Annotated in this window: 24 protein-coding genes; 9 read left to right on the forward strand and 15 right to left on the reverse strand. The window is 64.7% G+C overall.

The window, feature by feature from the left end:
- Positions 1–50: 50 nt before the first annotated feature.
- Positions 51–455 carry a hypothetical protein gene (locus JO965_RS05345; RefSeq protein ID WP_203442669.1) on the reverse strand — a complete coding sequence of 135 codons (405 nt, stop codon included), beginning with the start codon at positions 453–455 and terminating at the stop codon, positions 51–53.
- Between the two features lie 121 nt (positions 456–576).
- Positions 577–1,668 carry a heat-inducible transcriptional repressor HrcA gene (gene hrcA / locus JO965_RS05350; RefSeq protein WP_203442670.1) on the reverse strand — a complete coding sequence of 364 codons (1,092 nt, stop codon included), beginning with the start codon at positions 1,666–1,668 and terminating at the stop codon, positions 577–579.
- Between the two features lie 147 nt (positions 1,669–1,815).
- Between hrcA and rph the strand changes: the two genes are divergently transcribed.
- Both rph and JO965_RS05360 read left to right on the forward strand, forming a co-directional pair.
- Positions 1,816–2,529, forward strand: a complete 714-nt coding sequence (rph, locus tag JO965_RS05355; protein ID WP_203442671.1) for a ribonuclease PH — start codon at positions 1,816–1,818, stop codon at positions 2,527–2,529.
- 128 nt (positions 2,530–2,657) lie between these two features.
- Entirely contained in the window at positions 2,658–3,299 is a 642-nt protein-coding gene (locus tag JO965_RS05360; protein WP_203442672.1) for a non-canonical purine NTP pyrophosphatase, read from the forward strand.
- 225 nt (positions 3,300–3,524) lie between these two features.
- Here the strand turns inward: JO965_RS05360 and JO965_RS05365 are convergent, their stop codons facing one another.
- The gene (locus JO965_RS05365) at positions 3,525–4,004 is read right to left on the reverse strand and encodes a DUF2852 domain-containing protein (protein ID WP_203442673.1); all 480 of its coding nucleotides are present in this window, start codon (positions 4,002–4,004) and stop codon (positions 3,525–3,527) included.
- Positions 4,005–4,079: 75 nt separating this feature from the next.
- On the reverse strand, positions 4,080–4,751 hold the full coding sequence (locus JO965_RS05370; protein ID WP_203442674.1) for a TetR/AcrR family transcriptional regulator: 672 nt from the start codon (positions 4,749–4,751) through the stop codon (positions 4,080–4,082).
- Between the two features lie 300 nt (positions 4,752–5,051).
- On the opposite strand from JO965_RS05370, the gene hemW reads away from it, so the two are divergent.
- On the forward strand, positions 5,052–6,212 hold the full coding sequence (hemW, locus tag JO965_RS05375; protein WP_203442675.1) for a radical SAM family heme chaperone HemW: 1,161 nt from the start codon (positions 5,052–5,054) through the stop codon (positions 6,210–6,212).
- 210 nt (positions 6,213–6,422) lie between these two features.
- Here hemW and gshB read toward each other — a convergent pair whose 3' ends face one another.
- Entirely contained in the window at positions 6,423–7,367 is a 945-nt protein-coding gene (gene gshB, locus JO965_RS05380) for a glutathione synthase (RefSeq protein WP_203442676.1), read from the reverse strand.
- Positions 7,368–7,544: 177 nt separating this feature from the next.
- On the opposite strand from gshB, the gene JO965_RS05385 reads away from it, so the two are divergent.
- Entirely contained in the window at positions 7,545–8,426 is an 882-nt protein-coding gene (locus tag JO965_RS05385) for a lipid kinase (protein ID WP_203442677.1), read from the forward strand.
- On the opposite strand, the gene JO965_RS47700 is transcribed toward JO965_RS05385, so the two are convergent.
- A complete protein-coding gene (locus JO965_RS47700; protein WP_246776753.1) occupies positions 8,423–8,632 on the reverse strand; it encodes a DUF1127 domain-containing protein in 210 nt (69 codons plus the stop codon). The two genes, JO965_RS05385 and JO965_RS47700, sit on opposite strands and share 4 nt — an antisense overlap.
- Before the next feature lie 103 nt (positions 8,633–8,735).
- Here JO965_RS47700 and JO965_RS05395 point away from each other — a divergent pair, with 103 nt between their 5' ends.
- Entirely contained in the window at positions 8,736–9,608 is an 873-nt protein-coding gene (locus JO965_RS05395) for a LysR substrate-binding domain-containing protein (RefSeq protein ID WP_203442678.1), read from the forward strand.
- On the opposite strand, the gene JO965_RS05400 is transcribed toward JO965_RS05395, so the two are convergent.
- Positions 9,605–9,982 (reverse strand): YraN family protein, encoded by a 378-nt coding sequence (locus tag JO965_RS05400; protein ID WP_203442679.1) that lies wholly within the window; start codon positions 9,980–9,982, stop codon positions 9,605–9,607. The genes JO965_RS05395 and JO965_RS05400 overlap by 4 nt on opposite strands.
- On the reverse strand, positions 9,979–10,917 hold the full coding sequence (rsmI, locus tag JO965_RS05405) for a 16S rRNA (cytidine(1402)-2'-O)-methyltransferase (RefSeq protein ID WP_203442680.1): 939 nt from the start codon (positions 10,915–10,917) through the stop codon (positions 9,979–9,981). Before rsmI ends, JO965_RS05400 begins: the two co-directional genes overlap by 4 nt.
- A 139-nt stretch (positions 10,918–11,056) precedes the next feature.
- On the opposite strand from rsmI, the gene JO965_RS05410 reads away from it, so the two are divergent.
- Complete coding sequence (locus JO965_RS05410) at positions 11,057–12,331, forward strand: penicillin-binding protein activator (RefSeq protein ID WP_203442681.1); 1,275 nt, start codon at positions 11,057–11,059, stop codon at positions 12,329–12,331.
- Positions 12,332–12,499: 168 nt separating this feature from the next.
- Here the strand turns inward: JO965_RS05410 and JO965_RS05415 are convergent, their stop codons facing one another.
- From JO965_RS05415 to JO965_RS05430, 4 genes are all read right to left on the reverse strand, one after another.
- Positions 12,500–13,009 carry an OsmC family protein gene (locus tag JO965_RS05415; protein WP_203442682.1) on the reverse strand — a complete coding sequence of 170 codons (510 nt, stop codon included), beginning with the start codon at positions 13,007–13,009 and terminating at the stop codon, positions 12,500–12,502.
- Between the two features lie 19 nt (positions 13,010–13,028).
- Positions 13,029–13,817: an ABC transporter ATP-binding protein gene (locus JO965_RS05420; RefSeq protein WP_203442683.1), complete on the reverse strand. Its 789-nt coding sequence runs from the start codon at positions 13,815–13,817 to the stop codon at positions 13,029–13,031.
- Positions 13,818–14,723: an ABC transporter permease gene (locus tag JO965_RS05425; protein WP_246776754.1), complete on the reverse strand. Its 906-nt coding sequence runs from the start codon at positions 14,721–14,723 to the stop codon at positions 13,818–13,820.
- 83 nt (positions 14,724–14,806) lie between these two features.
- Positions 14,807–15,775: an aliphatic sulfonate ABC transporter substrate-binding protein gene (locus JO965_RS05430; protein WP_203442684.1), complete on the reverse strand. Its 969-nt coding sequence runs from the start codon at positions 15,773–15,775 to the stop codon at positions 14,807–14,809.
- Positions 15,776–16,037: 262 nt separating this feature from the next.
- Between JO965_RS05430 and JO965_RS05435 the strand changes: the two genes are divergently transcribed.
- The 3 genes from JO965_RS05435 (at position 16,038) to JO965_RS05445 (ending at position 20,260) form a co-directional block, all read left to right on the forward strand.
- The gene (locus tag JO965_RS05435; RefSeq protein WP_203442685.1) at positions 16,038–18,788 is read left to right on the forward strand and encodes a [protein-PII] uridylyltransferase; all 2,751 of its coding nucleotides are present in this window, start codon (positions 16,038–16,040) and stop codon (positions 18,786–18,788) included.
- Positions 18,789–18,851: 63 nt separating this feature from the next.
- Positions 18,852–19,469, forward strand: coding sequence for a nucleotide exchange factor GrpE (gene grpE, locus JO965_RS05440; RefSeq protein WP_203442686.1), 618 nt, complete (start codon positions 18,852–18,854; stop codon positions 19,467–19,469).
- Between the two features lie 155 nt (positions 19,470–19,624).
- A complete protein-coding gene (locus JO965_RS05445) occupies positions 19,625–20,260 on the forward strand; it encodes a trimeric intracellular cation channel family protein (RefSeq protein WP_246776755.1) in 636 nt (211 codons plus the stop codon).
- Here JO965_RS05445 and JO965_RS05450 read toward each other — a convergent pair.
- The 3 genes from JO965_RS05450 to JO965_RS05460 form a co-directional block, all read right to left on the reverse strand.
- Complete coding sequence (locus tag JO965_RS05450; RefSeq protein ID WP_203442687.1) at positions 20,257–21,195, reverse strand: hypothetical protein; 939 nt, start codon at positions 21,193–21,195, stop codon at positions 20,257–20,259. The two genes, JO965_RS05445 and JO965_RS05450, sit on opposite strands and share 4 nt — an antisense overlap.
- 45 nt (positions 21,196–21,240) lie before the next feature.
- Positions 21,241–21,861 (reverse strand): alpha-ketoglutarate-dependent dioxygenase AlkB, encoded by a 621-nt coding sequence (locus JO965_RS05455; protein ID WP_203442688.1) that lies wholly within the window; start codon positions 21,859–21,861, stop codon positions 21,241–21,243.
- 139 nt (positions 21,862–22,000) lie between these two features.
- Positions 22,001–22,621: a 2,3-bisphosphoglycerate-dependent phosphoglycerate mutase gene (locus JO965_RS05460; protein ID WP_203442689.1), complete on the reverse strand. Its 621-nt coding sequence runs from the start codon at positions 22,619–22,621 to the stop codon at positions 22,001–22,003.
- Positions 22,622–22,700 lie beyond the last annotated feature (79 nt).

Raw genomic sequence — 22,700 nt, forward strand, 5'->3', positions numbered from 1 at the left:
ATCGATCCCAGAAGTGGACGCCCACTTCTGGGATCGATCGGGACGAGCACTTAGCGAGCGCACTCGACGGGAACGCGCTGTTCGGTTCCCGGAACGAGGACGGTGCGGCACGGAATACCGTTGATCGTCCGAATTTCATGCGGAGCGGCCGTCGGGAAGGCAGATGCCGGTGTGCCCGACACGGGAGCTCCGGCGGGCGGGCCGACGAGGACGCTGCCGGTCGTCGTCGGATCCATGCCGACGATGCCGGCCGAGCTGGCGCATTGAACCGGAATGCGCGCGTTGCTCTGCCTGTCAAGAATGGTGCGGCAGGGAACGCCGTTGATCATCTGGATTTCGTGCGGAGCGGCGTTCGGAAATGGAGAGCCGGGCGTGCCGCTGGTCTGGGCCTGGGCCGAGCCGATAGCCCCGAGCATCATGAGCCCGGCACTGGCGATGATTGTCGCTGTCTTCAAGGAAACCTCCTCTATCGATGGGAACAAAGACCGCATTCGCGGACAGGAGATTTAACGCCTGAAGCGGAGATGGTTCCCTTATATCGCAGCATCCGGCGGGTTCATGGTCCCGATAGGGAGCCTACCGGCCCTGTTCCAGGATGCGTGAGATCACCTTGGCCGTGTAATCGACCATCGGGACGATGCGGGCATAGTTGAGCCGTGTCGGGCCGATGACGCCGAGCACGCCGACGATCTTCTGGCTGCCGTCCCGGAACGGAGCCGCGATCATCGACGAACCGGAGAGCGAGAAGAGCTTATTCTCCGAGCCGATGAAGATGCGAACCCCTTCGCCGCCCTCGGCCCGGCTCAAGAGGTCGATCACGTCGGTCTGGGTCTCGAGATCCGAGAAGAGCAGGCGGATGCGCTCCAGGTCTTCCACGGCCTTGAGATCGTCGAGGAGGTTGGCCTGACCGCGCACGATGAGCTGGCGGGAATCGACTGGGCCCACCGTGGTGGCAAGCCCGGCCTCGACGAGCCTCGCGGTGAGCGCGTCGAGCTCGCGCTCCATGTCCTCGCGGCGGGTCTGGATCTCGCGCTTGATGTCGCCGAGCGTCTTGCCCTGGATGCGGGCATTGAGAAAGTTTCCGGCCTCGATCAGAGCACCGGCGGGCAGTCCTGCGGGCAGGTCGAGGAGGCGGTTTTCCACCGAGCCGTCCTCGGAGACGAGTACCACCAGGGCACGGGTCGGGTCGAGGCGTACGAATTCGATATGTTTGAGACGCGCATTGGACTTGGACGTCACCACGACGCCGGCGCCGCGCGAGACCCCCGACAGCAGTGTCGACGCCTCGGCCAGCGCCGTCTCCAGGGTGTGGCCGGAGGCGGCCGCCCGCATCTGTGCCTCGATGCGCGAGCGCTCCTCGGAGGTGACGTCGCCGATCTCCATCATGGCATCGACGAAGAAGCGCAGGCCTGTCTCCGTCGGCAGGCGGCCGGCGCTGGTATGCGGCGCGAAGATCAGGCCCGCGGCCTCCAGATCCGCCATCACGTTGCGGATCGAGGCCGGCGAGAGCGTCATCGGCAGGATGCGCGAGAGATGGCGCGAGCCCACGGGCTCGCCGGTCATCAGGTAGCTCTCGACGATCTGGCGGAAGATTTCGCGGGAACGGTCGTTCAGCTCCGCGATGGCGCGGGTTTCCGAGAGATGGGAAAAGGGACCGGTCGGGTGCATCCGAAGGGTTCTACGCTCTCACAATTCAACCCTGCAAGTCCGTATTATGTGCGGATCGGAAGCTCCTTAGGCAAGCCTTGCGCTTGCCTAAACCGCGCCAGCGCTTCAAACAGGCGAGGAATCAAGATCTTTCAGGAGAATCCCGCCATGCGTCCGTCCAACCGCGCCCCCGACGAACTGCGCCCCGTCACCCTGGAGCGCGGCGTCGCGCGGTATGCGGAAGGCTCCTGCCTCGTCACCTTCGGCAACACGAAGGTGATCTGCACCGCCTCGCTCGAGGAGAAGGGCCCGCCGTGGCTGCGCGGCACCGGCCGGGGCTGGGTGACGGCGGAATATTCCATGCTGCCGCGGGCCACCCACGAGCGCACGCGCCGCGAGGTCAATTCCGGCAAGCCTTCGGGCCGCACGCAGGAGATCCAGCGCCTCATCGGCCGTTCGCTCCGCGCCGTCGTCAACCTGCCGGCCATCGGCGAGAAGCAGATCGTGGTCGATTGCGACGTGATTCAGGCCGATGGCGGCACCCGCACGGCGTCGATCACCGGTGCCTGGGTGGCGCTGCACGAGTGCTTCACCTGGATGCAGAACCGCTCGATCATCTCGATCAACCCGCTGCGTGAACCCGTCGCCGCCATCTCCTGCGGCATCTATCAGGGCCAGCCGGTGCTCGATCTCGATTATGCGGAGGATTCGGCCGCCGAGACCGACGCGAACTTCGTCATCACGGGCTCCGGCGGCATCGTCGAGGTGCAGGGCACGGCCGAGGGCAAGCCCTTCTCCGAGGAGGAGTTTCTGAGCCTCCTGCGGCTCGCCAAGTCCGGCGTGGCGCAGCTGGTGGACCTGCAGAAGAAGGCCGTGGCCTGAGGCAAAACCCTCTATGTCATCCCCGGCGGGCCGAAGGCGAGGGAAGGGGATCCATAGCGCAGAGTCTGTGGGTGGATTCCCCTCCGCTGCGCTCCGGCCGGGAATGACACTGACTGGATAGGAAAGATATGAGCACGCATCGTCCCCTGACCGGAAAGGTCGTCATCGCCACCCACAATGCGGGCAAGCTGCGCGAGATGCAGGAATTGCTCGCCCCCTTCGGAGTCGAGGCCGTCTCGGCAGGCGAACTCGGCCTGCCCGTGCCTGACGAGACAGGGCACATGTTCGCCGAGAACGCGGCCATCAAGGCCCACGCGGCGGCGATCGCCACCGGCCTGCCGGCGCTCTCGGACGATTCCGGCCTGTGCGTGCACGCTTTGGATGGGGCTCCGGGCCTGTTCACGGCCGATTGGGCAGGCCCGAAGCGGGATTTCAGCGTCGCCATGGAGCGGGTGGAGCGCGAATTGCTGAAGCGTGAGGCAACGGACCGCCAAGCCCATTTCGTCTCTGCCCTCGTCATCGCCTGGCCCGACGGGCACGAGGAGTTGTTCGAGGGCCGGATCTTCGGCGAGGTCGTGTGGCCGCCGCGGGGCGACAAGGGCTTCGGCTATGATCCCATGTTCCAGCCGGACGGCTTCACCGAGACGTTCGGGGAGATCTCTTCGGAGGAGAAGCACGGCATCGACTGGTCGAAGCCGGAACCCGTGGGCCTGTCCCACCGCGCCCGCGCCTTCGTGAAGCTCGCGGCCGGCTGCCTGCACAGGGATTGATGCATTCCCATGTCATTCCGGGGCGAGCGTAAGCGAGAGCCCGGAATCCATAACCGCAACGGGAAACAGAAAAGGCGCTGCGATGATCGTAGCGCCTTTCTTGATCCGTCGTGTTTATGGATTCCGGGTCCGCCTGCGGCGCCCCGGAATGACAGTGAAGGCAAAGAAGTGAAGGCAAAAGAAAAGAGCGCCCTTTCGGGCGCTCTGCTGGGCCAGCGAGGGCGGTTAGACGGCTGTCGGGCCGTTGTTGCCGCGGCGCTTGGCCATGTAGGCGTCGAACTCCTCGCGGTCCTTGGCACGCTTCAGTTCCTCGACGAAGTTGCGGAACTCACGGACCTCCTCGTCGAGCCGGCGGCGCTCTTCCTCGAGGCGCTCGAGCTCGCTGCGGCGGTAATCGTCGAAAGCCGCGTTGCCCGTGCTGGCAAAGCCGCCGAAGCCGGCGGGGCCGCGAGCGGCGAAGAAATCGTCGCGGGCGCGTCCGAAGGTGTCGCGGAAGAAGGTCCTGGCCTCATCGTATTTCGGATATCCACACATTTTCCACACCAGATAGGCCAGCGCGAGCGGCCAGACGAAGATGAAGCCCAGAATGATGCCGACGATCTCGAGACCGCGTCCGGGCTTGCGCCCGCAGCGGTGGTGAGTGCCGTTGTTCCAGGGGCCCGCATGCGGGCCCGCGTTCCAGGCGGCGGAGGCAGAGTCAGACATTGGAGGTCCCTATGTTAATGCTAACAACATTAACATGCGGATCGATTTTGGCGCTTTCAAGAGAGGTGGCGCCGATTATTTTGCCGAGGTGTTGGAGCGGCCCTTCAGGGCACCGTGGACGAGGGCGAGCACGCCGGCCCGCAGCAGCTCGTACTTATCCGGCAGACCGGGGCCCTTCGGAAGCTGGCCGGCGGCGTCGAGGGTGGCTATGCCGTGGGAGAGGGCCCAGACCTCGATGGCGATGAAGCGGACATCGACGCTCTGGAAGCCCTCCGGGAAGGTCTCGGACAGGGCCTGGACCAGGAAATCGAAGGCATTGCCGACCGGCTTGCCGCCGCTCTGGACGTTTTTGGCCCAGAACGGGCCGCACGAGGCCTCGCCCTCGGCGGGCTTGGCCGAGAACATGGCGGTGTAAAAGCCCGGCTCCTGCTCGGCGAAGGCGAGATAGGCCTCGCCCATGCGGGTGAAGCGCTCCAGCGCCGTGCCCTCGCTCTGCAGGGCCCGTCCGAGCCGTTTCGCCAGCTCGTCATAGCCACGGAACGCGACCTCGGCCACGAGGGCATCCCGGCCGCGGAAATGGCGATAGAGCGCCGCTGGCGTCACGCCCACGAGCTTGGCAGCGTCCGCTAGCGTGAACCCGCCGATGCCCCGCTCGGCAATGAAGCGTTGCGCCGCCTCGATCAGCGCCTCCTTCAGATTACCGTGGTGATAGCCCTGCCGGTCGAACGGGCCGCGCCAATGCCGCATGGTGGGTTCCTAACTCTTGAGCTTGCCGATCTTATAGCTCCGCGCCCGCGGAGGCCAGAATGGAAGGCTCTCTCAGGGTGAACAACCTTGTGAGCGAAGAGGTCCGGAAAAGTTTGAGAGCGGGAAACAGACGTGTCATCCCGGGCGGCGAAGCCGATCCGGGATCGGGTGCAGGATGGGGCGTCAACTCGTCCCACGATCCCGGATCTTCGCTGCGCTTCGTCCGGGATGACCACTTGTCGAAACCAACGCGACACCAGCACCCGTGACGTTCGCCCTTCGACCTGCCATATACGCCCCATGATCGATCATCCGACGCGCGATGTGGGCTTTGGCGTTTATGTCCATTGGCCCTTCTGCGCCTCCAAATGTCCCTATTGCGACTTCAACAGCCATGTCCGCCACCAGCCGGTGGACCAGGAGCGGTTTCTCTCGGCCTTCCGACGCGAGATCGCCTATACGGCGTCACGCATTCCGGGACGGACGGTTACGAGCATCTTTTTCGGCGGCGGTACGCCCTCGCTCATGAAGCCGCAGACCGTCGGCGCGATCCTCGATGCCATCGGCGGCACCTGGGCGATCGACCGACAAGCCGAGGTGACGCTGGAGGCCAATCCCACAAGCGTCGAGGCCGAGCGCTTCCGCGGTTACCGCGCGGCCGGGATCAACCGAGTCTCGCTTGGCGTCCAGGCGCTCAACGATCCCGATCTGAAGCGCCTCGGGCGCATGCACTCCGTCGATGAAGCTCTCGGCGCGGTGAAGATCGCGGCCTCGATCTTCGAGCGCTATTCCTTCGATCTCATCTACGCTCGTCCGGGTCAGACGCCTGAAGCATGGGGCGCAGAGCTGGAGCAGGCCATCTCGCACGCGGTCGAGCATCTCTCGCTCTACCAACTCACCATCGAGCCCGGCACCTGGTTCCAGCGTCTCTACGATGCAGGCAAGATCACGGTGCCGGACGAGGAAACGGGCCGCGCGCTCTATGACATCACGCAGGAAGTCTGCGCGAAGCACGGGCTGCCGGCCTACGAGATTTCCAATCATGCCCGACCCGGCGCGGAATCCCGCCACAACTTGCTCTACTGGCGCTACGGCGAATATGCCGGCATCGGCCCAGGGGCCCATGGGCGTCTGGTAAGCGGCAATGCACGCTTGGCAACGGCGACGGAGAAGCATCCGGAGACGTGGTTGGAGCTTGTGGAGCGTGAGGGACACGGCGTCATCGATGAGGAGGTGCTGACCTCCGAGGCCGAGGGCGACGAGTTTCTGCTCATGGGCCTGCGGTTGAAGGAGGGCGTCGATCCGCGTCGGTTCGAGGCGTTTACAGGCAAGACGCTCAATCAACGTGGCTTGCGGATCCTTGAAGAGGAAGGCCTGATCCAGATCGACGGTTCGCGCCTTGCCGTGACGCCGAAGGGCTTTCCGGTGTTGAACGCCGTGATCGCGGAACTGGCGGCTTAAGAACACGCTGTCATCCCGGGGCGCCGCAGGCGAGCCCGGAATCCATAAGCGCTGACGATGCAAAAAGAGGCGGAACGCGTTTCGCCCTGTCTTGGCACGTCGTGGTTATGGATCCCCGCCTTCGCGGGGATGACAGTGTTGAGATTCAGGCGCTCCATCCTGCTCCCTATCCCGGATCTGCGCTACACTTCGTCCGTGATGACGCAGTGTCTACCGCTTCACCTTCGATTCAATCACGTCCCACACCTTCACCGCGAGATCCGGCCCTCCCAGCCGCTTGATCGCGCGGATACCCGTCGGCGCCGTCACGTTGATCTCGGTGAGATTGCCGTCGATCACGTCGATGCCCACCAGAATGAGGCCCATGCGCTTGAGGTCGGGGCCGATGGTCTCGCAGATCTCGCGCTCGCGCGGCGTCAGATCGGTGGGCTTGGCCGCGCCGCCCCGCACCATGTTGGAGCGGATGTCGTTGGCTGCCGGAACGCGGTTGATCGCGCCGGCCGCCTCGCCGTCGATAAGGATGATGCGCTTGTCGCCTTCCGTGATCTTCGGCAGAAAGCGCTGGATCACCCAGGGCTCGCGGAACAGGTTGGAGAACAGATCGTAGAGTGAACCGAAATTCGGATCCTCGCGCCCGACCTTGAACACGCTCGCGCCGCCATGTCCGTAGAGCGGCTTCATCACCACGTCGCCGTGCTCGCGCCGAAACTCCTCGATCTCACCTTTGTCGCGGGAGATCAGCGTCGGCGGCATCAGGTGCGGGAAGAGCGTGACGAAGATTTTTTCCGGCGCGTTGCGCACATGAGTCGGATCATTGACCACGAGCGTCTTCGGATGGATGCGCTCCAGGAAATGGGTGGCGGTGATATAGGCCAGATCGAAGGGCGGGTCCTGGCGCATGAGCACCGCGTCGACACCCGACAGATCGACCCGCTCGGGCTCGCCCAGCGTGAAATGATCGCCCTCTACGTCGCGCGCTTCGATGGTCTCCGCCATCGCGATCACCGCGCCATTGCGCAGGGACAGTCGGTCGGGCGTGTAGTGCAGGACCCGGTGCCCCCGCCGCTGGGCTTCGAGCAGCAGCGCAAAGCCCGTATCGCCTGCGATCTTGATGCTGCGGATGTGATCCATCTGGAACGCAACGGTTAGGGTCATGCGTCAAGCCTCCTTGGCAAGACCTCTTGGGGAAGCAGGGTTATTGGCCTTAAAATCGAGGATGGCAACTGTTGATCTGTGGGTCGGCGAACGAAAACGGGGGAGGCGGGTTATCCAACGGCCCAGCTTGAGCTGGACCCCTTGCAGATCCGCTCAAGCTTTTCCATGTGATAGCCCATGCCCCGCCGCGCCCTTCTGATCGTCAATACCAAGAGCCGCAGCGGCGCCGTCCAGTGCGACATCGCTATCGAGCGCCTGAAGGATCATGGCATCGAGCCCGTTCATCTGGAATGCGGCCGCCGGGAGGATCTCTCGCCTCTCATCGTTGAGCATGCCAGGGACGTGGATTGCGCCATCGTCGGCGGCGGTGACGGCACCATCAATGCGGCGGCCTTCGGCGTCATCAAGGCCGGCCTGCCCTTGGGAATTCTGCCGATGGGCACAGCCAACGATCTGGCGCGGACGCTCGGCATCCCGTTCGATCTCGACGGCGCTGCCGATGTCATCGCCGATGGGTTCACGCGCAAGATCGATCTCGGTATCGTCAACGGCGAGCCGTTCTTCAACGTGGCGAGCCTCGGCCTTTCGGCGGAACTGGCGCAGAAGCTGACACGGGACATCAAGCGCCGCTGGGGGCGCCTCGGCTATGCGCTGGTCGCCTTGAATGTTCTCGCGCACGCAAAGCCCTTCCGCGCCACGATCATCAGCGAACATGAATCCGTGCGCGTGAGAACGCTGCAGATCGCGGTCGGCAACGGCCGCTTCTATGGTGGCGGGAACGCGGTGGAAAAGGACGCGGCCATCGACGATCAGCATCTCGATCTCTACAGCCTGGAACTGGAGCGGGCCTGGAAGCTCGCCCTCATGGCGCGCTCGTTCCGTTACGGGCAACATGGGGCTTGGGAAGAGGTGAGGGCGGTCCGGGCCAAGGAGTTCGACATCCGCACCCGCAAGCCGAGGCCCATCAATGCGGATGGCGAGATCGTGACCCGGACGCCCGCCCATTTCTCGATCCGGCCGGCGGCCGTGACGGTGTTTGCACCAAAGATCAGTGTTTAGTGCCGGCCGCAGCGGACGGCGTCCTCGAGATTGCCGGCGCTGATGCCCATATCGTGCAGGGCGGCTTCGTCGAGGGCTCCGACCTCGCGCAGGGCGCGCCGGATCTCGATCTCATGCATCAGCGACGCGAAGAGGCTCTTGAGGCGAGAGGGCTTGGGAGCCGATTGCTCGGAGGTCCAATCGCAGGTGGTGGAATAGGTGGTCATGGCTCATCTCCTCGTTTGATGAAGGAATGATGCGCCTGCCCCTTGCATAAGTGAAACGAATGTTCATTATATTGAGAATAACGAACTGTTATTGAGGTCGGCCATGACCCGGAATCTCGATGTCAGCCTTTTGAGGGCATTCGTCGCAGTGGTGGACGCCGGCGGCATGACGGCCGCCACCGGAGTTCTCAATCTGACCCAGGCGGCGGTCAGCCAGCAGATCAAGCGCCTGGAAGAGACGCTGGGCGAGGAGCTCATCACCCGCGACCGGCGCGGCATGAAGTTGACGGATGCCGGCGAGCGGCTGTTCGGACGTGCGAAGCGGATGCTCGCTCTCAACGACGAAATCTGGACCGAGATGACGACGCCGGAATTCGAGGGCGAGGTGCGTCTCGGCATCCCGAGCGACATCATCACCACCTATCTGCCGACGTTCCTCAAGGACTTTGCGCGCCGCTATCCCCGCGTGCAGATCTCGCTCAACAGCGGCTCCAGCGCGTCGCTGCGCTCGCAGCTTTACGGCGGCAAGGTCGATGTGGTGCTGGCCACCGAGATGGCCTGCGATCCGGATGGCGAGAACCTCGTCATGGATCGTCTGGTGTGGGTCGGCGCGCGCGGCGGCGATGTGGCGCGCCAGCGTCCCTTGCCGGTCTCCGTCGGCTGCTCGGACTGTGCCTTCCGGGCGCCGATCCGCGAGGTGCTGCAGAAAGCCGGCATCGAATGGCGCTCGGTTTCCGAAGTGACGAACACATCGGCTCAAGTCGCGACGGTGGCGGCCGATATCGCCGTCATGGCCTGGATGGCCTCGACCGTTCCGAGCGGTTTCGACGTGCTGGGGCCTGAGACCGGCCTGCCGACGCTGCCGCCTTTCATGGTCAATCTCTATCTGCCGCGCGACGGCGGCAACCATGTCGTGCAGGAGCTGGCGCGGCACATCCGCGAAGCGGTTGCGGACCGGCATCGCATGGCGGCTTAGAGCATCTCCAACTCGAACGCCGACACGATGTGCTGCGGCCATCGTTTTCGTGCGATGAACACCGCATCGGCGCGCCATGTCCTGCCGTTAGCCCAGTCGTTGCGCGTGAGCCATGTCCGCACCGCGCGCGAGAAGCGTTGGCGCTTGCGGGCGGTGATGGCGGACAACGCATCGTCCATCAGGCCACGCGCCTTCACCTCGACGAACACGATGGTGTCGCCGCGCATGACGATCAGATCGATCTCGCCGCCGGATGCCGCATAGCGACGCGCGAGTGGGCGGTAGCCTTTCATCACGAGAAACAGCAATGCGATCCATTCCGCGCGATGGCCGCGCAGGAAGGTTGCTTTGCGCCGTTCGAGCGCGCTCGTCATGCGTCCTTCTTCGCGAGCGTCAAGGCGCGGGCATAGACTTCGCGCTTGGGCAGATCGAGTTCCGCCGCGACGAGTGCCGCGGCGTCCTTGATCGAATGGTTCTTCAGTGCTGCTTCGAGCTTGCCGTCGAGTGCCGCATCGGCTTCCGCCGCATGCATCTCTTTCGTCGCCTCGCCGATCAGCACCACGATCTCGCCCTTGGGCGGGCCTTCCTCGGCGAATTGCTTGGCGAGCTCCGGCAAGGTGCCGCGCCGGATCGTCTCGAACATTTTCGTCAGCTCGCGCGCCACCACGGCCTGCCGCTCGCCAAGCACATCTGCGGCATCGGCGAGCATTTCGGGCAGGCGGTGCGGGCCCTCGAAGAGCATCAGCGTGCCGGGGATCGCGCCGATCTCGGCAAGGCGTGTCCGACGCGCGGCGCTCTTCGACGGCAGAAAGCCTTCGAAGAAGAAGCGGTCGGTCGGCAGGCCCGAGGCAACGAGCGCGGTGAGCACCGCGGAGGGACCGGGAATCGGGGTGACCGGCAGCCCTTCCTCGATCGCCGCCTGCACGAGCTTGTAGCCCGGATCCGACACCAGGGGCGTACCGGCATCGGACACGAGGGCAAGCGCCTGACCTTCGCGGATGCGGTGGACCATGCGCTCGCGCACGGCATCGTTGGAATGCTCGTGATAGGCCACCAGCGGCGTGGTGATGCCGTAATGGGCCAGCAGGGTCTTCGTCACCCGCGTGTCCTCGGCCAGGATCGCGTCTGCGGCGGCAAGCACGTTCAGCGCACGGAAGGACACGTCCTGCAGATTGCCGATGGGGGTCGCGACCACATAGAGGCCGGGTGACAGGGGCTTGGCCTCGGCAGCGAGGCCGAAGGCGGTGAAGGTGGCGACCCGCTCGTTCGGCTCGCGCCGCTTGGTCCGGTTATCGATTCTCTGGCTCATCGTTCGTCACTGTCGCATGAAGGGGCAGGCCCGCGAAAGCCGTGTTGTTAAGACCATCATCCTGCATTGGAAACAATGTTTACCTTTTGCTGTCATGCTTCTCCTCATAACGGATAGCTGTTTCCAAAAGGGGGTGGAGATGGCGCGCGTGTCGAAAGGTTCTGTCGGAGGCTTTACGGGCCGGGCCGCTTGGGTTTTTGTCATTGCCGGGTCGCTCGTTCTGTCGGGCTGCGTCGGCTCCGGCAGCCTGTCGCCTCCGCGCAAGACTGGTCGGACCCAACCGGCTTCCGTCGAGCCTGCCTATGCGGCAGGTGTCACGCCGCCCGATGCTCCGATGCAGAGCACTCCGGCCATGGCCGGCACCACCATCGGCAACGGCCCCGCCAAGGTCGCGCTGATCTTGCCCATGACCGGAGCGGGGCAGGGGGCGGTGGTGGCGCAGAGCATGCGCAACGCGGCAGAACTGGCGCTCAGCGAATTCCAGAATTCGGACATCACCCTTCTCGTGAAGGACGACAACGGCACGCCGGAAGGCGCACAGAATGCGACGCAGCAGGCTCTCGCTGAAGGTGCCGAGCTCATCATCGGCCCGCTTTATGCGGGCTCCGTCCAGGCGGCCGGGCAGGTGGCGCGCCAGAGAGGCAAATCCGTCATTGGCTTTTCGACGGATGCGAGCGTCGCCGCTCAGGGCGTCTATCTCCTGAGCTTCATGGTGCAGGAGGAGGTCGACCGCATCGTCTCCTTCGCGGCAACCCAAGGCCGCCGTTCCATCGCGGCCCTTATTCCCGAAACGCAATACGGCCGCGTGGCCGGCGCGCGTCTGCAGCAGGCGGCGGCGCAGCAGGGCATCCGCATTGCGGCGCTCGAGTATTATCCTCCAGGACAGCCGCAGAATGCCGTGCAGCGCATGGCGCCTCTCATCGGCGGCCCGGCGCCGCAGGCCGATGCCCTGTTCATTCCGGAGAGCGGCGATGGCCTGCCCGCCGTCGCCCAAGCACTGCAGATGACGGGCTTCGATCCGCAGCGCGTCAAGCCGCTCGGCACGGGTCTGTGGGATGAGCCTCGCGTGGCAGCTCTGCCCATTCTGCAGGGAGGCTGGTTCGCGGCGCCCGACAAGCGTGGATTCACCGCCTTCGCTGAAAGCTATCGCGCCCGCTTCAATATCGATCCGATCCGGCTTGCAACGCTGTCCTACGATGCGGTGACGCTCGCCGCCGCACTCGCCAGGATGCAGGGCGCGCAGGCTTTCACCGATGCCATGCTCACGAACCCGGCAGGTTTTGCCGGCGCGGACGGCGTGTTCCGCTTCAACCCCGACGGCACCAATGACCGCGCCTTGACTGTGCAGGAAATCCGCGGCGGCGCTGCCGTTGCAATCAGCGGCGCGCCGCGAACCTTGGTGGCTGGGAACTGACGGCATTTCAGCTTCCTCGCCCTCATCCGCAGCATCCCACCACGTCATCACCGGCCTTGTGCCGGTGATCCCGATGGATTGAGACGCCGCGTTTTTCCTTATCGAGATGGCCGGGACAAGCCCGGCCATGACGAGTAAATCTCACACTAATCGAGCGAACAAACCGCCTTACGTGCGCGTCAGCGTGGCGCTTAAGTCCGGCTTGCTGTTGAGGGTCTGGAACACGACGCAATAGCGCTCGGTGAGCTTGAGCAGTTGGTCGATCTTCTCCTGCGGCGCATCCGTGTCGACCTCAAAGGACAGGCGGATGTTCCTGAAGCCCACGGGCGCTGTCTTGTCGACGCCGAGCGTGCCGCGGAAATCGAGGTCGCCTTCGGCCTTCACCGCGCCGTGACGCAGGTCGATTTCGAGCGCGGTCGCCACCGCCTTCAGCGTCACGCCGGCGCAGGCGACGAGCGCTTCGAGGAGCATGTCGCCGGAGCACAGCTCCGCGCCGGAGCCGCCGGTCGCCGGGTGCAGGCCTGCGACGGCGAGCGCGCGGCCGGTCTCGACCTTGCAGGCGATGTGCTGATCGTCGAGCGTGCCCTGCGCCTTCAGGGTGATCACGGCGGAGTTCGGATCGCTGCGATACTGATCCTTCAGCGGCGCCTGGAGGGCGCGGAGTGCGGTCGCATCCATGATTAAGTCCTTTTGATACCTACCACCACAACGCAGCGGCCTGGCGGTCGCGTTCACGCTGAGGCTGCAATTGCGGTGCTTTGAGGGAATGGTCCAGCGCCGTCAAGACGCGGCGCACAGATGTCTCGAAGGGAAGACCTGACTTGTCGCGCGGGCGCGAGAGGGTGAGCGGGAGCTCGTCGAAGATGCGGCCGGGCTTGGGCTGCATGACGATGGCGCGGTCCGCCAGCGTCACGGCCTCCTGCACGTCGTGCGTTACGAGCACGACGGTGGGGCGCGTCTCCTCCCACAGGCCGAGCAGATGCTCGTGCAGGCTCGCGCGGGTGAAGGCATCGAGCGCCGAAAACGGTTCATCGAGGAGCAGCACCTTTGGGTTGGTCACGAAGGCGCGCGCGATCGAGACGCGCTGCTGCTGTCCGCCGGAGAGATCGCGCGGCCAGCGGTCGGCATGTTCGGACAGGCCGATCTTGTCGAGCGCATGCGCGACGCGCGCCTTCTTCTCGGTCGCACTCACGCCGTCGAGCCCGAAAGCGATGTTGTCGGAGACCGACAGCCAGGGCAGAAGACGCGGCTCCTGGAACACGATGCCGACGGCGGGATGTGGCCCCGAGAGTACCTCGTCGTCGAGGCTGATCCGGCCGCCGCTCGCCCGGTCGAGGCCGGCGATGAGGCGCAAGAGAGTAGTCTTGCCGCAGCCCGAGCCGCCGATCAGCGAGACGATTTCGCCTTCCTGCACGATGAGATTGATGTCGGAAAGCGCGCGCGTGCCGTCGGCGTAAGTTTTAGAGAGGTGTTCGAGGAACAGCATTTACAACCTCTCCCGCACGGTGTCCTGCCAGCGCACGAGCGGCTTGGTGGCTGTCAGCAACAGGCTGTCGGCGGTCTTGCCGAGGAGCGCGAAGGCGATGATGGCGGCGAGGATCTGGTCGGGCTTGCCCATCTGCTGCCCATCGACGAGCAGATAGCCGAGGCCCTCCGATGCGCCCATGAATTCGGCTGCGACCACGAACATGAAACCGAGGCCGAGGCCCGAACGCAGCGCGATCACCGCCTCCGGCAGCACGGCCGGCAGGAGGATGCGCCGGGCGAGCTGGACGCGCGAGAGACGAAACACATGACCGACTTCCACAAGCTTGCGGTCGACGGAAAGGATCGCGCCCGCGATGCCGAGATAAACGGGGAAGAACACACCGACGGCGATCAGCGCGACCTTCGAGGCCTCGAAGATGCCGAGCCAGAGAATGAACAGCGGCACCCAAGCGATGGAGGGAATCGCGCGCAGGGCCTGCAGGGTCGGATCGAGCAATTGGCGCATGGTCTTGCTGGAGCCGGAGAGCGCGCCGAGCACGATGCCGGCGACGGCGCCGATGACGAAACCGACGAGGACGCGCCAGAGCGTCATCCAGGCATGAGTCCACAATTCGCCGGTTTCGGCGAGACCCCAGAGCGTCGCGATGATGCGGCTCGGCGGCGGAACGAGGCGTCCTTCCGCGAGGCCGAGCGCAACGGCCGCTTCCCAGAGAAGCGCAATGGCGATGGGCAATAAAAAACCGAGAAGGATGCGCCAGTCGAAGGCACGTCGCTTCTCGGCAAAGTCAGGGGCCGCGAGAGCGGCGGCACCCTCATGGGAGGACCAGGCTTGGCTGGCGTGTCGTGCGGAAAAGTGGTTCCGGTTTTCCGCACTGGACGACACGCCCTTCAAGGAAGCAGGCATCGGATGGATCCCAAAAGTGGTGCCCACTTTTGGGTCCGATGCCGTAGCTCCGCCTGTCACGGCGCTCTCCCGCGATGAAGACATCAGCGCGACGCGGTCGCAAAGCGACGGTCGATGAGGGAATCGACGGCAGCGCGCACATTGGTCTCAGGGGTGATCACGCCAGCCTGCTGTAGCGCGAGGCCCGCGGCGAGGATCGTGTCGGCCTGCGGCTGGCCGATGTTGGAATGAGTGAGTTCCGTGCGCTCCAGCTGGCGGTCGATCACCGGCTCGGCGAGCTTGGTGTAGGAGATGAGGGACTTCTTCAGCTCGTCCTTGTTGGCGAGTGCATATTTGCGGGCTTCTTCATAGGCCTTCAGAACGCGCTCGACGAGAGCCGGATTGTCCTTGGCGAAGGCCTCCGAGACGTTGAGCACGCCCCAGGTATTGGCGCCCGCATTGCGGTAGAAGAGGGTCGCGCCGCTTTCCACTTCGGCGGCGGCCATCAGCGGATCGAGGCCGGCCCAGGCATCCACGTCGCCGCGCTCAAGAGCGGTACGGCCGTCCGGATGCTGGAGCAGAACGAGCTTCACGTCCTTCTCGGTGAGCTTGGCTTCCTGCAGGGCGCGCACCAGGAAGATGTGCGGATCGGTGCCGCGGGTCACGGCGACGCGCTTGCCCTTCAGGTCTTCGATCTTGGCGATGCCCGTATCCTTGCGGGTGACGAGCGCCGTCCATTCGGGACGGGAATAGACATAGATCGACTTGATCGGGTTGCCATTGATCTTGCCGATTAGGGCAGCGGCGCCGGCGGTGGAGCCGAAATCGATCGAGCCGGCATTGAGGAATTCGAGCGCCTTGTTGGAGCCGAGCGACTGCACCCAGCGGACCTTGATGCCGTCCTTTTCCAGTTCCTTCTCCAGAAAGCCCTTGTCCTTCAGGACGAGGCTGACCGGGTTGTAGGTGGCGTAATCGATGCGGATCTCCTTCACCTGCGCAGAGGCGGCGGTCGCGAAGGAGGCAAGGCCCGTGGCGAGGGAAGCGGCGATGAGAAAACGGCGGGTCAGGGTCATTGTATTCACTCCCATGTCTTGCGCATGGGAGCTTTGACCTGAGGTCTCGCGGCGCCCGGCGCTTTAGCTGCACTTGTTTCGCGCCCGCAATCTGCATGCTCAAATCGGCGCGTGTCCGGTTTATAGAACTCAGTGTTTTTTATGTCAAACACTATCTCTTATAAAGAACAACATATCCGCTCAGGCGGATAATGCCAGTCCGCCCTTGGGCGGAGGCACCATCAAGTGATAAGTCAAACACGTCCTCGTGCCCGGTTGTTCCATGACATCTCATAGCCCCAAGAGCGTCCTGACAAGCCTCGGTAGCCAGCCGATCCGCGATGCGGTGGATCTGCGCGCCAAGCTTGTCCCGGAGCTGAAGAAGCTGCTCGACCGGGGCCATCAGGAGGCCCAGGAGAAGCTCCAGGACAGCCATAACGGGCTCGTCTGTGCCCGCTATCTTTCCGAGCGGATGGACGAGTTGGTGCACATCGTTCACGACGCCGTGGTCCAGCATCTCTATCCGGCCGCCAACCCTTCGGCCGGCGAACGCCTCGCGGTGGCGGCGACCGGGGGCTATGGACGCGGAACCCTGGCGCCGGGCTCCGACGTCGATCTCCTGTTCCTGCTGCCCTACAAGCAGACGGCCTGGAGCGAGAGCGTCGTCGAGGCGATGCTCTATGTGCTCTGGGACCTGAAGCTGAAGGTTGGGCATGCCACCCGCTCGGTGGAGGAGTGTTTGCGCGAGGCGCATGCGGACATGACGATCCGCACGTCGCTGCTGGAAGCGCGCTTCCTGTTCGGAGACCGGGAGCTCTTCGACAATCTGGAAAAGCGCTTCGACCAGGAGATCGTTGCGACCACGGCGGCGGAATTCGTCGACGCGAAGCTGAAAGAGCGCGATGCCCGCGTCGCCAAGGCCGGCGCGTCGCGCTACCTCGTCGAGCCGAACGTGAAGGACGGCAAGGGCGGCCTGCGCGATCTCAACACGCTCTTCTGGATCGCCAAATACGTCTACCGGGTAAAAGAGCCCAAGGAGCTGGTGAAGGCCGGGCTCTTCACGCAGGGAGAGTTCAATCTGTTCTCCCGCTGCGAGGAGTTTTTGTGGCGCGTGCGCTGCCACATGCATTTCGCCACCGGCCGCGCCGAGGAGCGCCTCGCTTTCGACCTACAGCGCAGCATCGCCGAGCGCATCGGCTTTGCGCCGCGCGGCGGTCTGTCGGCGGTCGAGCGCTTCATGAAGGCGTACTTTCTCATCGCCAAGGATGTGGGCGATCTCACGGCCATCGTCTGCGCCGAACTCGAAGCCCGTCAGACCAAGCGCCGCCCCATGCTCGACCGGATGTTCGGCCGCTTCCGGCGCCGCAGCGGCGGTGCGCTCGTGAGCGAAGGCTTCATCATCGACAACAACCGTCTCAATGTCGAAAACGAGGAAGCGTTCGAGCGCGATCCGGTCAACCTGATCCGCCTGTTCTGGCTCGCCGACCGGCGTAATCTGGCGATCCATCCCGATGCGACGCGCCGTGCCACCCGTTCCCTCAGGCTCATCGGTCCGAGCCTGCGCAACGATCCGGAGGCCAACAAGCTGTTCCTGGAGATTCTCTCTTCCAAGAACTCGCCCGAGGTGGTGCTGCGGCGCATGAACGAGACCGGCGTGCTCGGGCGCTTCATCCCGGATTTCGGCCGCATCGTCGCGATGATGCAGTTCAACATGTATCACCACTATACGGTGGACGAGCATCTGATCCGTTCGGTCGGCGTGCTGACCGAAATCGAGGCGGGCCAGCTCGGCGGCGAGCATCCGCTCGCCAACCAGATTTTTCCCACGATCCGGAACCGGCTCGCGCTCTATGTCGCCGTCTTCCTCCACGACATCGCCAAGGGCCGGCCGGAGGATCATTCGGAGGCCGGCGGCGCCATCGCCCGCAAGCTCGGGCCGCGCTTCGGCCTCACCGAGGCGGAGACCGAGACGGTGGCCTGGCTCGTCGAGCACCATCTCCTGATGTCGAACACGGCCCAGAGCCGCGATCTTTCGGATCCGGCCACCATCAAGAGCTTCGCCGAGGTGGTGCAGACCATGGAACGTTTGAAGCTGCTGCTCGTGCTGACCATCGCCGACATCAAGGCCGTCGGCCCCGGCACCTGGACCGGCTGGAAGGGCCAGCTCCTGCGCAATCTCTACCAGGAAACGGAAGTGATCCTCGGCGGTGGTGCGGTGGATCTCGCCCGCTCCGAGCGGGTGCGCCTGGCGCAGGAACGGCTGCGTACGGAACTGCCCGACTGGTCCGATGCGGAGTTCGAGGCCTTCGCCTCGCGCCATACGCCCGGCTATTGGCTCAAGACGGACGAGACCCGGCGGGCCAAGCAGGCGCGGCTTCTGCGGGAGGCCGAAAAGGCAGGCCGGACGGTCACCACCGCCTACGAGACCGACCAGTTTCGCGGCGTGACCGAACTCACCATCCTCTCGCCGGATCATCCGCGCCTGCTCGCCATCGTGACCGGCGCCTGCGCGGCGGCCGGCGGCAACATCGTCGATGCGCAGATCTTCACCACCACGGACGGCATCGCGCTCGACACCATCGTGCTCTCCCGCGCCTTCGACCGGGACGAGGACGAGCTGCGCCGGGCCGAGCGGGTCGCCAAGGCCATCGAGCGGGCTCTGAAAGGGGAGGTCAAGATTGCCGACCTCGTCGACGGCAAGCGCCCCACGAAGGAGCGTTCCAAGGCCTTCCACGTCCCGCCGGAGGTCTCCATCGACAATTCCCTGTCGAACCGCCAGACGGTGATCGAGATCTCGGGCCTCGACCGGCCGGGCCTGCTCTATGACCTGACGACGGCCTTGGGCAAGCTTAACCTCAACATCGCCTCGGCCCATATCGTGACCTTCGGCGAAAAGGCCGTGGACGTGTTCTATGTGACGGATCTGACGGGCACGAAAATCACCCATGCGGGCCGCCAGGCCACCATCAGCCGAACCCTCCTCGACGTGTTCAAGACCGAGGAAACCGAGCCGGTTCACCGGCGCAGCGCTTGATTTGTGGCGCCTTCGACCTGATATGTGCCCCGAACCTTTCTTTTCCCATCATAAGTATCGATCATGAATCCGAACGACACGGAAAACCAGAACGCTGCCCCGCAGGCCGAGCCCGCCAACGATGCCACCCCTGAGGCAGCGTCCGCGCCCGAGGCCGATCCGATTGCCGTTCTCGAGGCCGAGAAGGCGGATCTGAAGGACAAGCTCCTGCGCCTGATGGCCGATATGGAGAATCTGCGCCGCCGGACGGCGCGGGAGATCACGGACGCCCGCACCTACGCCGTGACCAATTTTGCCCGCGACATGCTGAACGTGGCCGACAATGTCCGCCGCGCCATCGAGAGCGTGCCAGAGGAGGCGAGCAAGACCGCCGAGGGCGCCTTCAAGGGCCTCATCGAGGGCATCGACCTCACCGAGCGTGACCTTTTGAAGAACCTCGAGCGTCACGGCGTGAAGAAGCTCGACCCGCAGGGCCAGAAATTCGATCCCAACCTGCATCAGGCCATGTTCGAGATCCCCAATGCGGAGGTGCCGAACGGCACGGTCCTGCAGGTGGTCCAGTCGGGCTACGTCATCGGCGACCGCGTCCTGCGCCCGGCCCTGGTCGGTGTCTCCAAGGGTGGCCCGAAGGCCAACGGCAACGGCTCGGAGGCTGCGGATAATTCGTCGGCGGCTTCGTAGGGACATTCGAATTCGAGCCTGGCGCGGGGATCCCCTCCCTCCTTGTGGGGGAGGGTTAGGAGGGGGGCGCTACCGAGAATGGCGGTTGCCTGAAACCGACCGACATGATCAATACCGGGGAGATTTACGGCTCCAGCAGGTAAGATCGGGCCCCGGTGGACTTCCTTCAAAGCATCCCTTTCGAGACCATCGGCGTCGCCGTCTTCGCGCTCTCCGGCGCCCTGATGGCGGCCCGCAAGGGCATGGATCCGTTCGGCTTCGCCCTGCTGGCCACGCTTACCGGCGTCGGCGGGGGCACCATCCGGGATCTGCTCATCGGCATCCGGCCGGTCTTCTGGGTCGGCGATCCGACCGACGTGCTCGTCTGCCTGATCGTGGCGGAGTTCGTCTTCGTCCTCGGGCCGAAGCGGGTCGCGATGATCGAGGGCGGTCGGCAGGGCCGCGTCCTTCTCTGGGCAGATGCCCTGGGTCTTGCCCTCTTCGCCGTCACCGGCACCGGCAAGGCGCTCGCCGCTGGCGTGCCGGCACTCTCCGCCATCGCGCTCGGCACCACCACCGCCACCTTCGGCGGCATCGTCCGCGATATCTTTGCCGGAACGACGCCGCTGGTGCTGCGTCAGGAGATCTATGTTACGGCCGCCGCCCTAGGGGCCAGCGTCATGGTCGCTCTGCAGGCTGCAGGCCTTGATCCGTTTTTGAGCGCCGCCGCGGGTTTCGCCGCGGCCTTCACGTTAAGGGCGCTTGCCCTCCTGCGTGGCTGGTCGCTGCCCGCGTTTCCCCGCCGCGATTAAGGATTGAGGTCCACGCCGTCGATCACGGTCCGGAAGCGCGGCAGGTTCTGGTCGCGCTGCTCGACACGGGTGAGGCCGACCATGCGCACGTAGCGGTCGGGCTCGAAGCGAATCGTCTGCATCACCACGATCGGCTGGCCCGATTCCGCCTCCACGGCCTTGGCGACGATCTCGTGCCAGTCCTGGCCCTTGAAGCGGAAGGAATCCGAGCGTTCGATCTTGATGTCCTTGAGGATCTGGTTGGAATTCAGCGCCGCATGAGCGAACTGCTTGCGCCGCTCCGCCGGCGGAACCGGGACATTGACGGTGGCCGCCATGATGAAGATCGGCTGCTCCACCGCCTTGACCGTATCCTTCGGCCCGTCGGTGAACAGGACAGAGTTGCCCGCCATCACCCGCACCGGGCGAAAACCCGCCTTGTCGCCGAGCCGGAAGGGCAGGGCGGAGATCTGTTCCTCAATCGAAACCGGGCCGCGCAGAGCGATGCTCTTCAGGGCTTCGCGCATCTGCGCCTCGCTGTAGCCGTCCTGGCCGCCGCGCACCTGCGCGATCACGAGGGCCGTGAGGTCCTCGTCCTTGACGGCCATCACCCATTTGCGGCCTTGGACCGGCCCTGCCATGGTGCCGCCGATCAGCACGGCTGCCCTGGTGCCGAGCTTCAGGTTTTCGCGCGAGGTCTCGCTCATGCCCTGACGCTTCAGGGCATCCTTGGTCAATCCGTTCACCAACTGACCGTAAGCCCCCGCGGGCATTTCCACGAAGTTGATGGCGGCGGCCCTTCCCTCGCTCTCGAAGCCGCTGAAGCGCTTCGAGATGATCATGTCCTCGGGCGGGACAATGCCGATCCGCGACGCGGGCGGGAAAACCGGTTCGGCTGCGAAAGCGGCTTGAGCTGACAGGATGAGACCCAAAGCAGCGGCTGCAAAACCTTTCATGGATGCCTCTTCGAAGGAAACCTGCAGGTAATCATGGCCTTAAGGCTAAATCGGCTTGTCTACCTTGCGCAAGGTCAGATTGAGTCGACCGCCCTGCGGCAGCAGGTCCGAGCTTCCTGCCGTCAGCCTGTCGATGCCGTGATAGATCAGCCGCGCGGGGCCGCCGAACACGATTGCGTCGCCGGAGCGGAGCCTGATCGATTTCGTCGGGTCCTTCCGCTCCAGACCGCCATAGCGGAAGAGCGCCGTGTCCCCGAGGGAGAGCGACACGACGGGCGCGGCGAATTCCTCCTCGTCCTTGTCCTGGTGCATCCCCATGCGGGCCGCGGGCTCGTAAAAATTGATCAGGCAGGCATCGGGCGGGTGCGGATAGTCGCTCAGGTCTTCCCAGGCGCGCAGCACCTGATCCGGCATGGCGGGCCAGGGCTCGCCGGTCTCTGGATGGGTCGACTGGTAGCGATAGCCCTCCACGTCCGACACCCAGCCGAGCGGCCCGCAATTGGTCATGCGCACGGAGAACGGCTTTCCCGTGCGCGGCATGCGCGGCGTATAGAGCGGCGCCACGCGCGTAATCTCGCGCAGAGCTTGGAGCAGACGCTCCTGCGTCGGTCGGTCGAGATAATCGGGATGGTAGGTGAGGCCGGGGACGAGAGTGATAGAGGACATGGTACGATTTTGAAGGATGCCACCGCCCGCGTCATCCCCGGGCTCGTCCCGGGGATCCACGTCTTGCTGCCGTTGAAAACGTGGATGGCCGGGACAAGCCCGGCCATGACATGTGAGGGTAATAAGGTCGGAGCGTCCCTTACCCCTCCAGCACCTTCTTGCTGGCAACAGTGGTGTCGTCGTTGAGGTCGTAGACCAGCGGGATGCCGGTCGCGAGCTCGAGGCTCGGGATCGTCTCCGAGGTCAGGCCGTCGAGCACCATCACGAGGGCACGCAGCGAATTGCCGTGCGCGGCGACCAGCACGCGCTCGCCGCGCATGACGCGGGGCAGGATCTCGCGGATGTAGTAGGGCAGCACGCGGGCGACCGTGTCCTTCAGGCTCTCGCCGCCGGGAGGCGGCACGTCATAGGAGCGGCGCCAGAGATGGACCTGCTCCGCACCCCAGCGGGCGCGGGCATCGTCCTTGTTGAGGCCCGACAGATCGCCGTAATCGCGCTCGTTGAGTGCCTGGTTCGCGATGGTCTTCAGATTGGGTTGGCCGATCTCTTCCAGGATCAGCTTGCAGGTGAGCTGGGCGCGCGACAGATCGGACGTGAAAGCGACATCGAACTGGATGCCCATCTCCTTCAGGCGACGGCCGGCATTGCGCGCCTCCTCGATGCCGAGGTCGGTGAGTCCCGGATCCTTCCAGCCGGTGAACAGGTTCTTGAGGTTCCATTCGCTCTGGCCGTGGCGTGCAAGGACGAGAAGGCGGTTCATGCGAGAAGTTCTCCGCTTTGTTCCCCTCCCCCTTGCGGGGAGGGGTAGGGGTGGGGGTGGTTCGACCGGGTGGGACCGA

The organism is Microvirga sp. VF16 (assembly GCF_016864375.1).
Taxonomy (GTDB): domain Bacteria; phylum Pseudomonadota; class Alphaproteobacteria; order Rhizobiales; family Beijerinckiaceae; genus Microvirga.

What these genes read in the sequence shown, in the direction of transcription:
- hemW (WP_203442675.1), top strand. Translation starts at nt 5,052, where the DNA reads ATGATCGATCATCCGACGCGCGATGTGGGCTTTGGCGTTTATGTCCAT.
- JO965_RS05365 (WP_203442673.1), bottom strand. Translation starts at nt 4,004, where the DNA reads ATGTCTGACTCTGCCTCCGCCGCCTGGAACGCGGGCCCGCATGCGGGC.
- JO965_RS05400 (WP_203442679.1), bottom strand. Translation starts at nt 9,982, where the DNA reads ATGACGAGCGCGCTCGAACGGCGCAAAGCAACCTTCCTGCGCGGCCAT.
- JO965_RS05385 (WP_203442677.1), top strand. Translation starts at nt 7,545, where the DNA reads ATGCCCCGCCGCGCCCTTCTGATCGTCAATACCAAGAGCCGCAGCGGC.
- JO965_RS05395 (WP_203442678.1), top strand. Translation starts at nt 8,736, where the DNA reads ATGACCCGGAATCTCGATGTCAGCCTTTTGAGGGCATTCGTCGCAGTG.
- JO965_RS05370 (WP_203442674.1), bottom strand. Translation starts at nt 4,751, where the DNA reads ATGCGGCATTGGCGCGGCCCGTTCGACCGGCAGGGCTATCACCACGGT.
- JO965_RS05420 (WP_203442683.1), bottom strand. Translation starts at nt 13,817, where the DNA reads ATGCTGTTCCTCGAACACCTCTCTAAAACTTACGCCGACGGCACGCGC.
- JO965_RS05455 (WP_203442688.1), bottom strand. Translation starts at nt 21,861, where the DNA reads ATGTCCTCTATCACTCTCGTCCCCGGCCTCACCTACCATCCCGATTAT.
- JO965_RS05360 (WP_203442672.1), top strand. Translation starts at nt 2,658, where the DNA reads ATGAGCACGCATCGTCCCCTGACCGGAAAGGTCGTCATCGCCACCCAC.
- JO965_RS05410 (WP_203442681.1), top strand. Translation starts at nt 11,057, where the DNA reads ATGGCGCGCGTGTCGAAAGGTTCTGTCGGAGGCTTTACGGGCCGGGCC.
- JO965_RS05450 (WP_203442687.1), bottom strand. Translation starts at nt 21,195, where the DNA reads ATGAAAGGTTTTGCAGCCGCTGCTTTGGGTCTCATCCTGTCAGCTCAA.
- rph (WP_203442671.1), top strand. Translation starts at nt 1,816, where the DNA reads ATGCGTCCGTCCAACCGCGCCCCCGACGAACTGCGCCCCGTCACCCTG.
- gshB (WP_203442676.1), bottom strand. Translation starts at nt 7,367, where the DNA reads ATGACCCTAACCGTTGCGTTCCAGATGGATCACATCCGCAGCATCAAG.
- JO965_RS05425 (WP_246776754.1), bottom strand. Translation starts at nt 14,723, where the DNA reads ATGCCTGCTTCCTTGAAGGGCGTGTCGTCCAGTGCGGAAAACCGGAAC.
- JO965_RS05435 (WP_203442685.1), top strand. Translation starts at nt 16,038, where the DNA reads ATGACATCTCATAGCCCCAAGAGCGTCCTGACAAGCCTCGGTAGCCAG.
- JO965_RS05430 (WP_203442684.1), bottom strand. Translation starts at nt 15,775, where the DNA reads ATGACCCTGACCCGCCGTTTTCTCATCGCCGCTTCCCTCGCCACGGGC.
- JO965_RS05460 (WP_203442689.1), bottom strand. Translation starts at nt 22,621, where the DNA reads ATGAACCGCCTTCTCGTCCTTGCACGCCACGGCCAGAGCGAATGGAAC.
- grpE (WP_203442686.1), top strand. Translation starts at nt 18,852, where the DNA reads ATGAATCCGAACGACACGGAAAACCAGAACGCTGCCCCGCAGGCCGAG.
- hrcA (WP_203442670.1), bottom strand. Translation starts at nt 1,668, where the DNA reads ATGCACCCGACCGGTCCCTTTTCCCATCTCTCGGAAACCCGCGCCATC.
- JO965_RS05415 (WP_203442682.1), bottom strand. Translation starts at nt 13,009, where the DNA reads ATGGATGCGACCGCACTCCGCGCCCTCCAGGCGCCGCTGAAGGATCAG.
- rsmI (WP_203442680.1), bottom strand. Translation starts at nt 10,917, where the DNA reads ATGAGCCAGAGAATCGATAACCGGACCAAGCGGCGCGAGCCGAACGAG.
- JO965_RS47700 (WP_246776753.1), bottom strand. Translation starts at nt 8,632, where the DNA reads ATGACCACCTATTCCACCACCTGCGATTGGACCTCCGAGCAATCGGCT.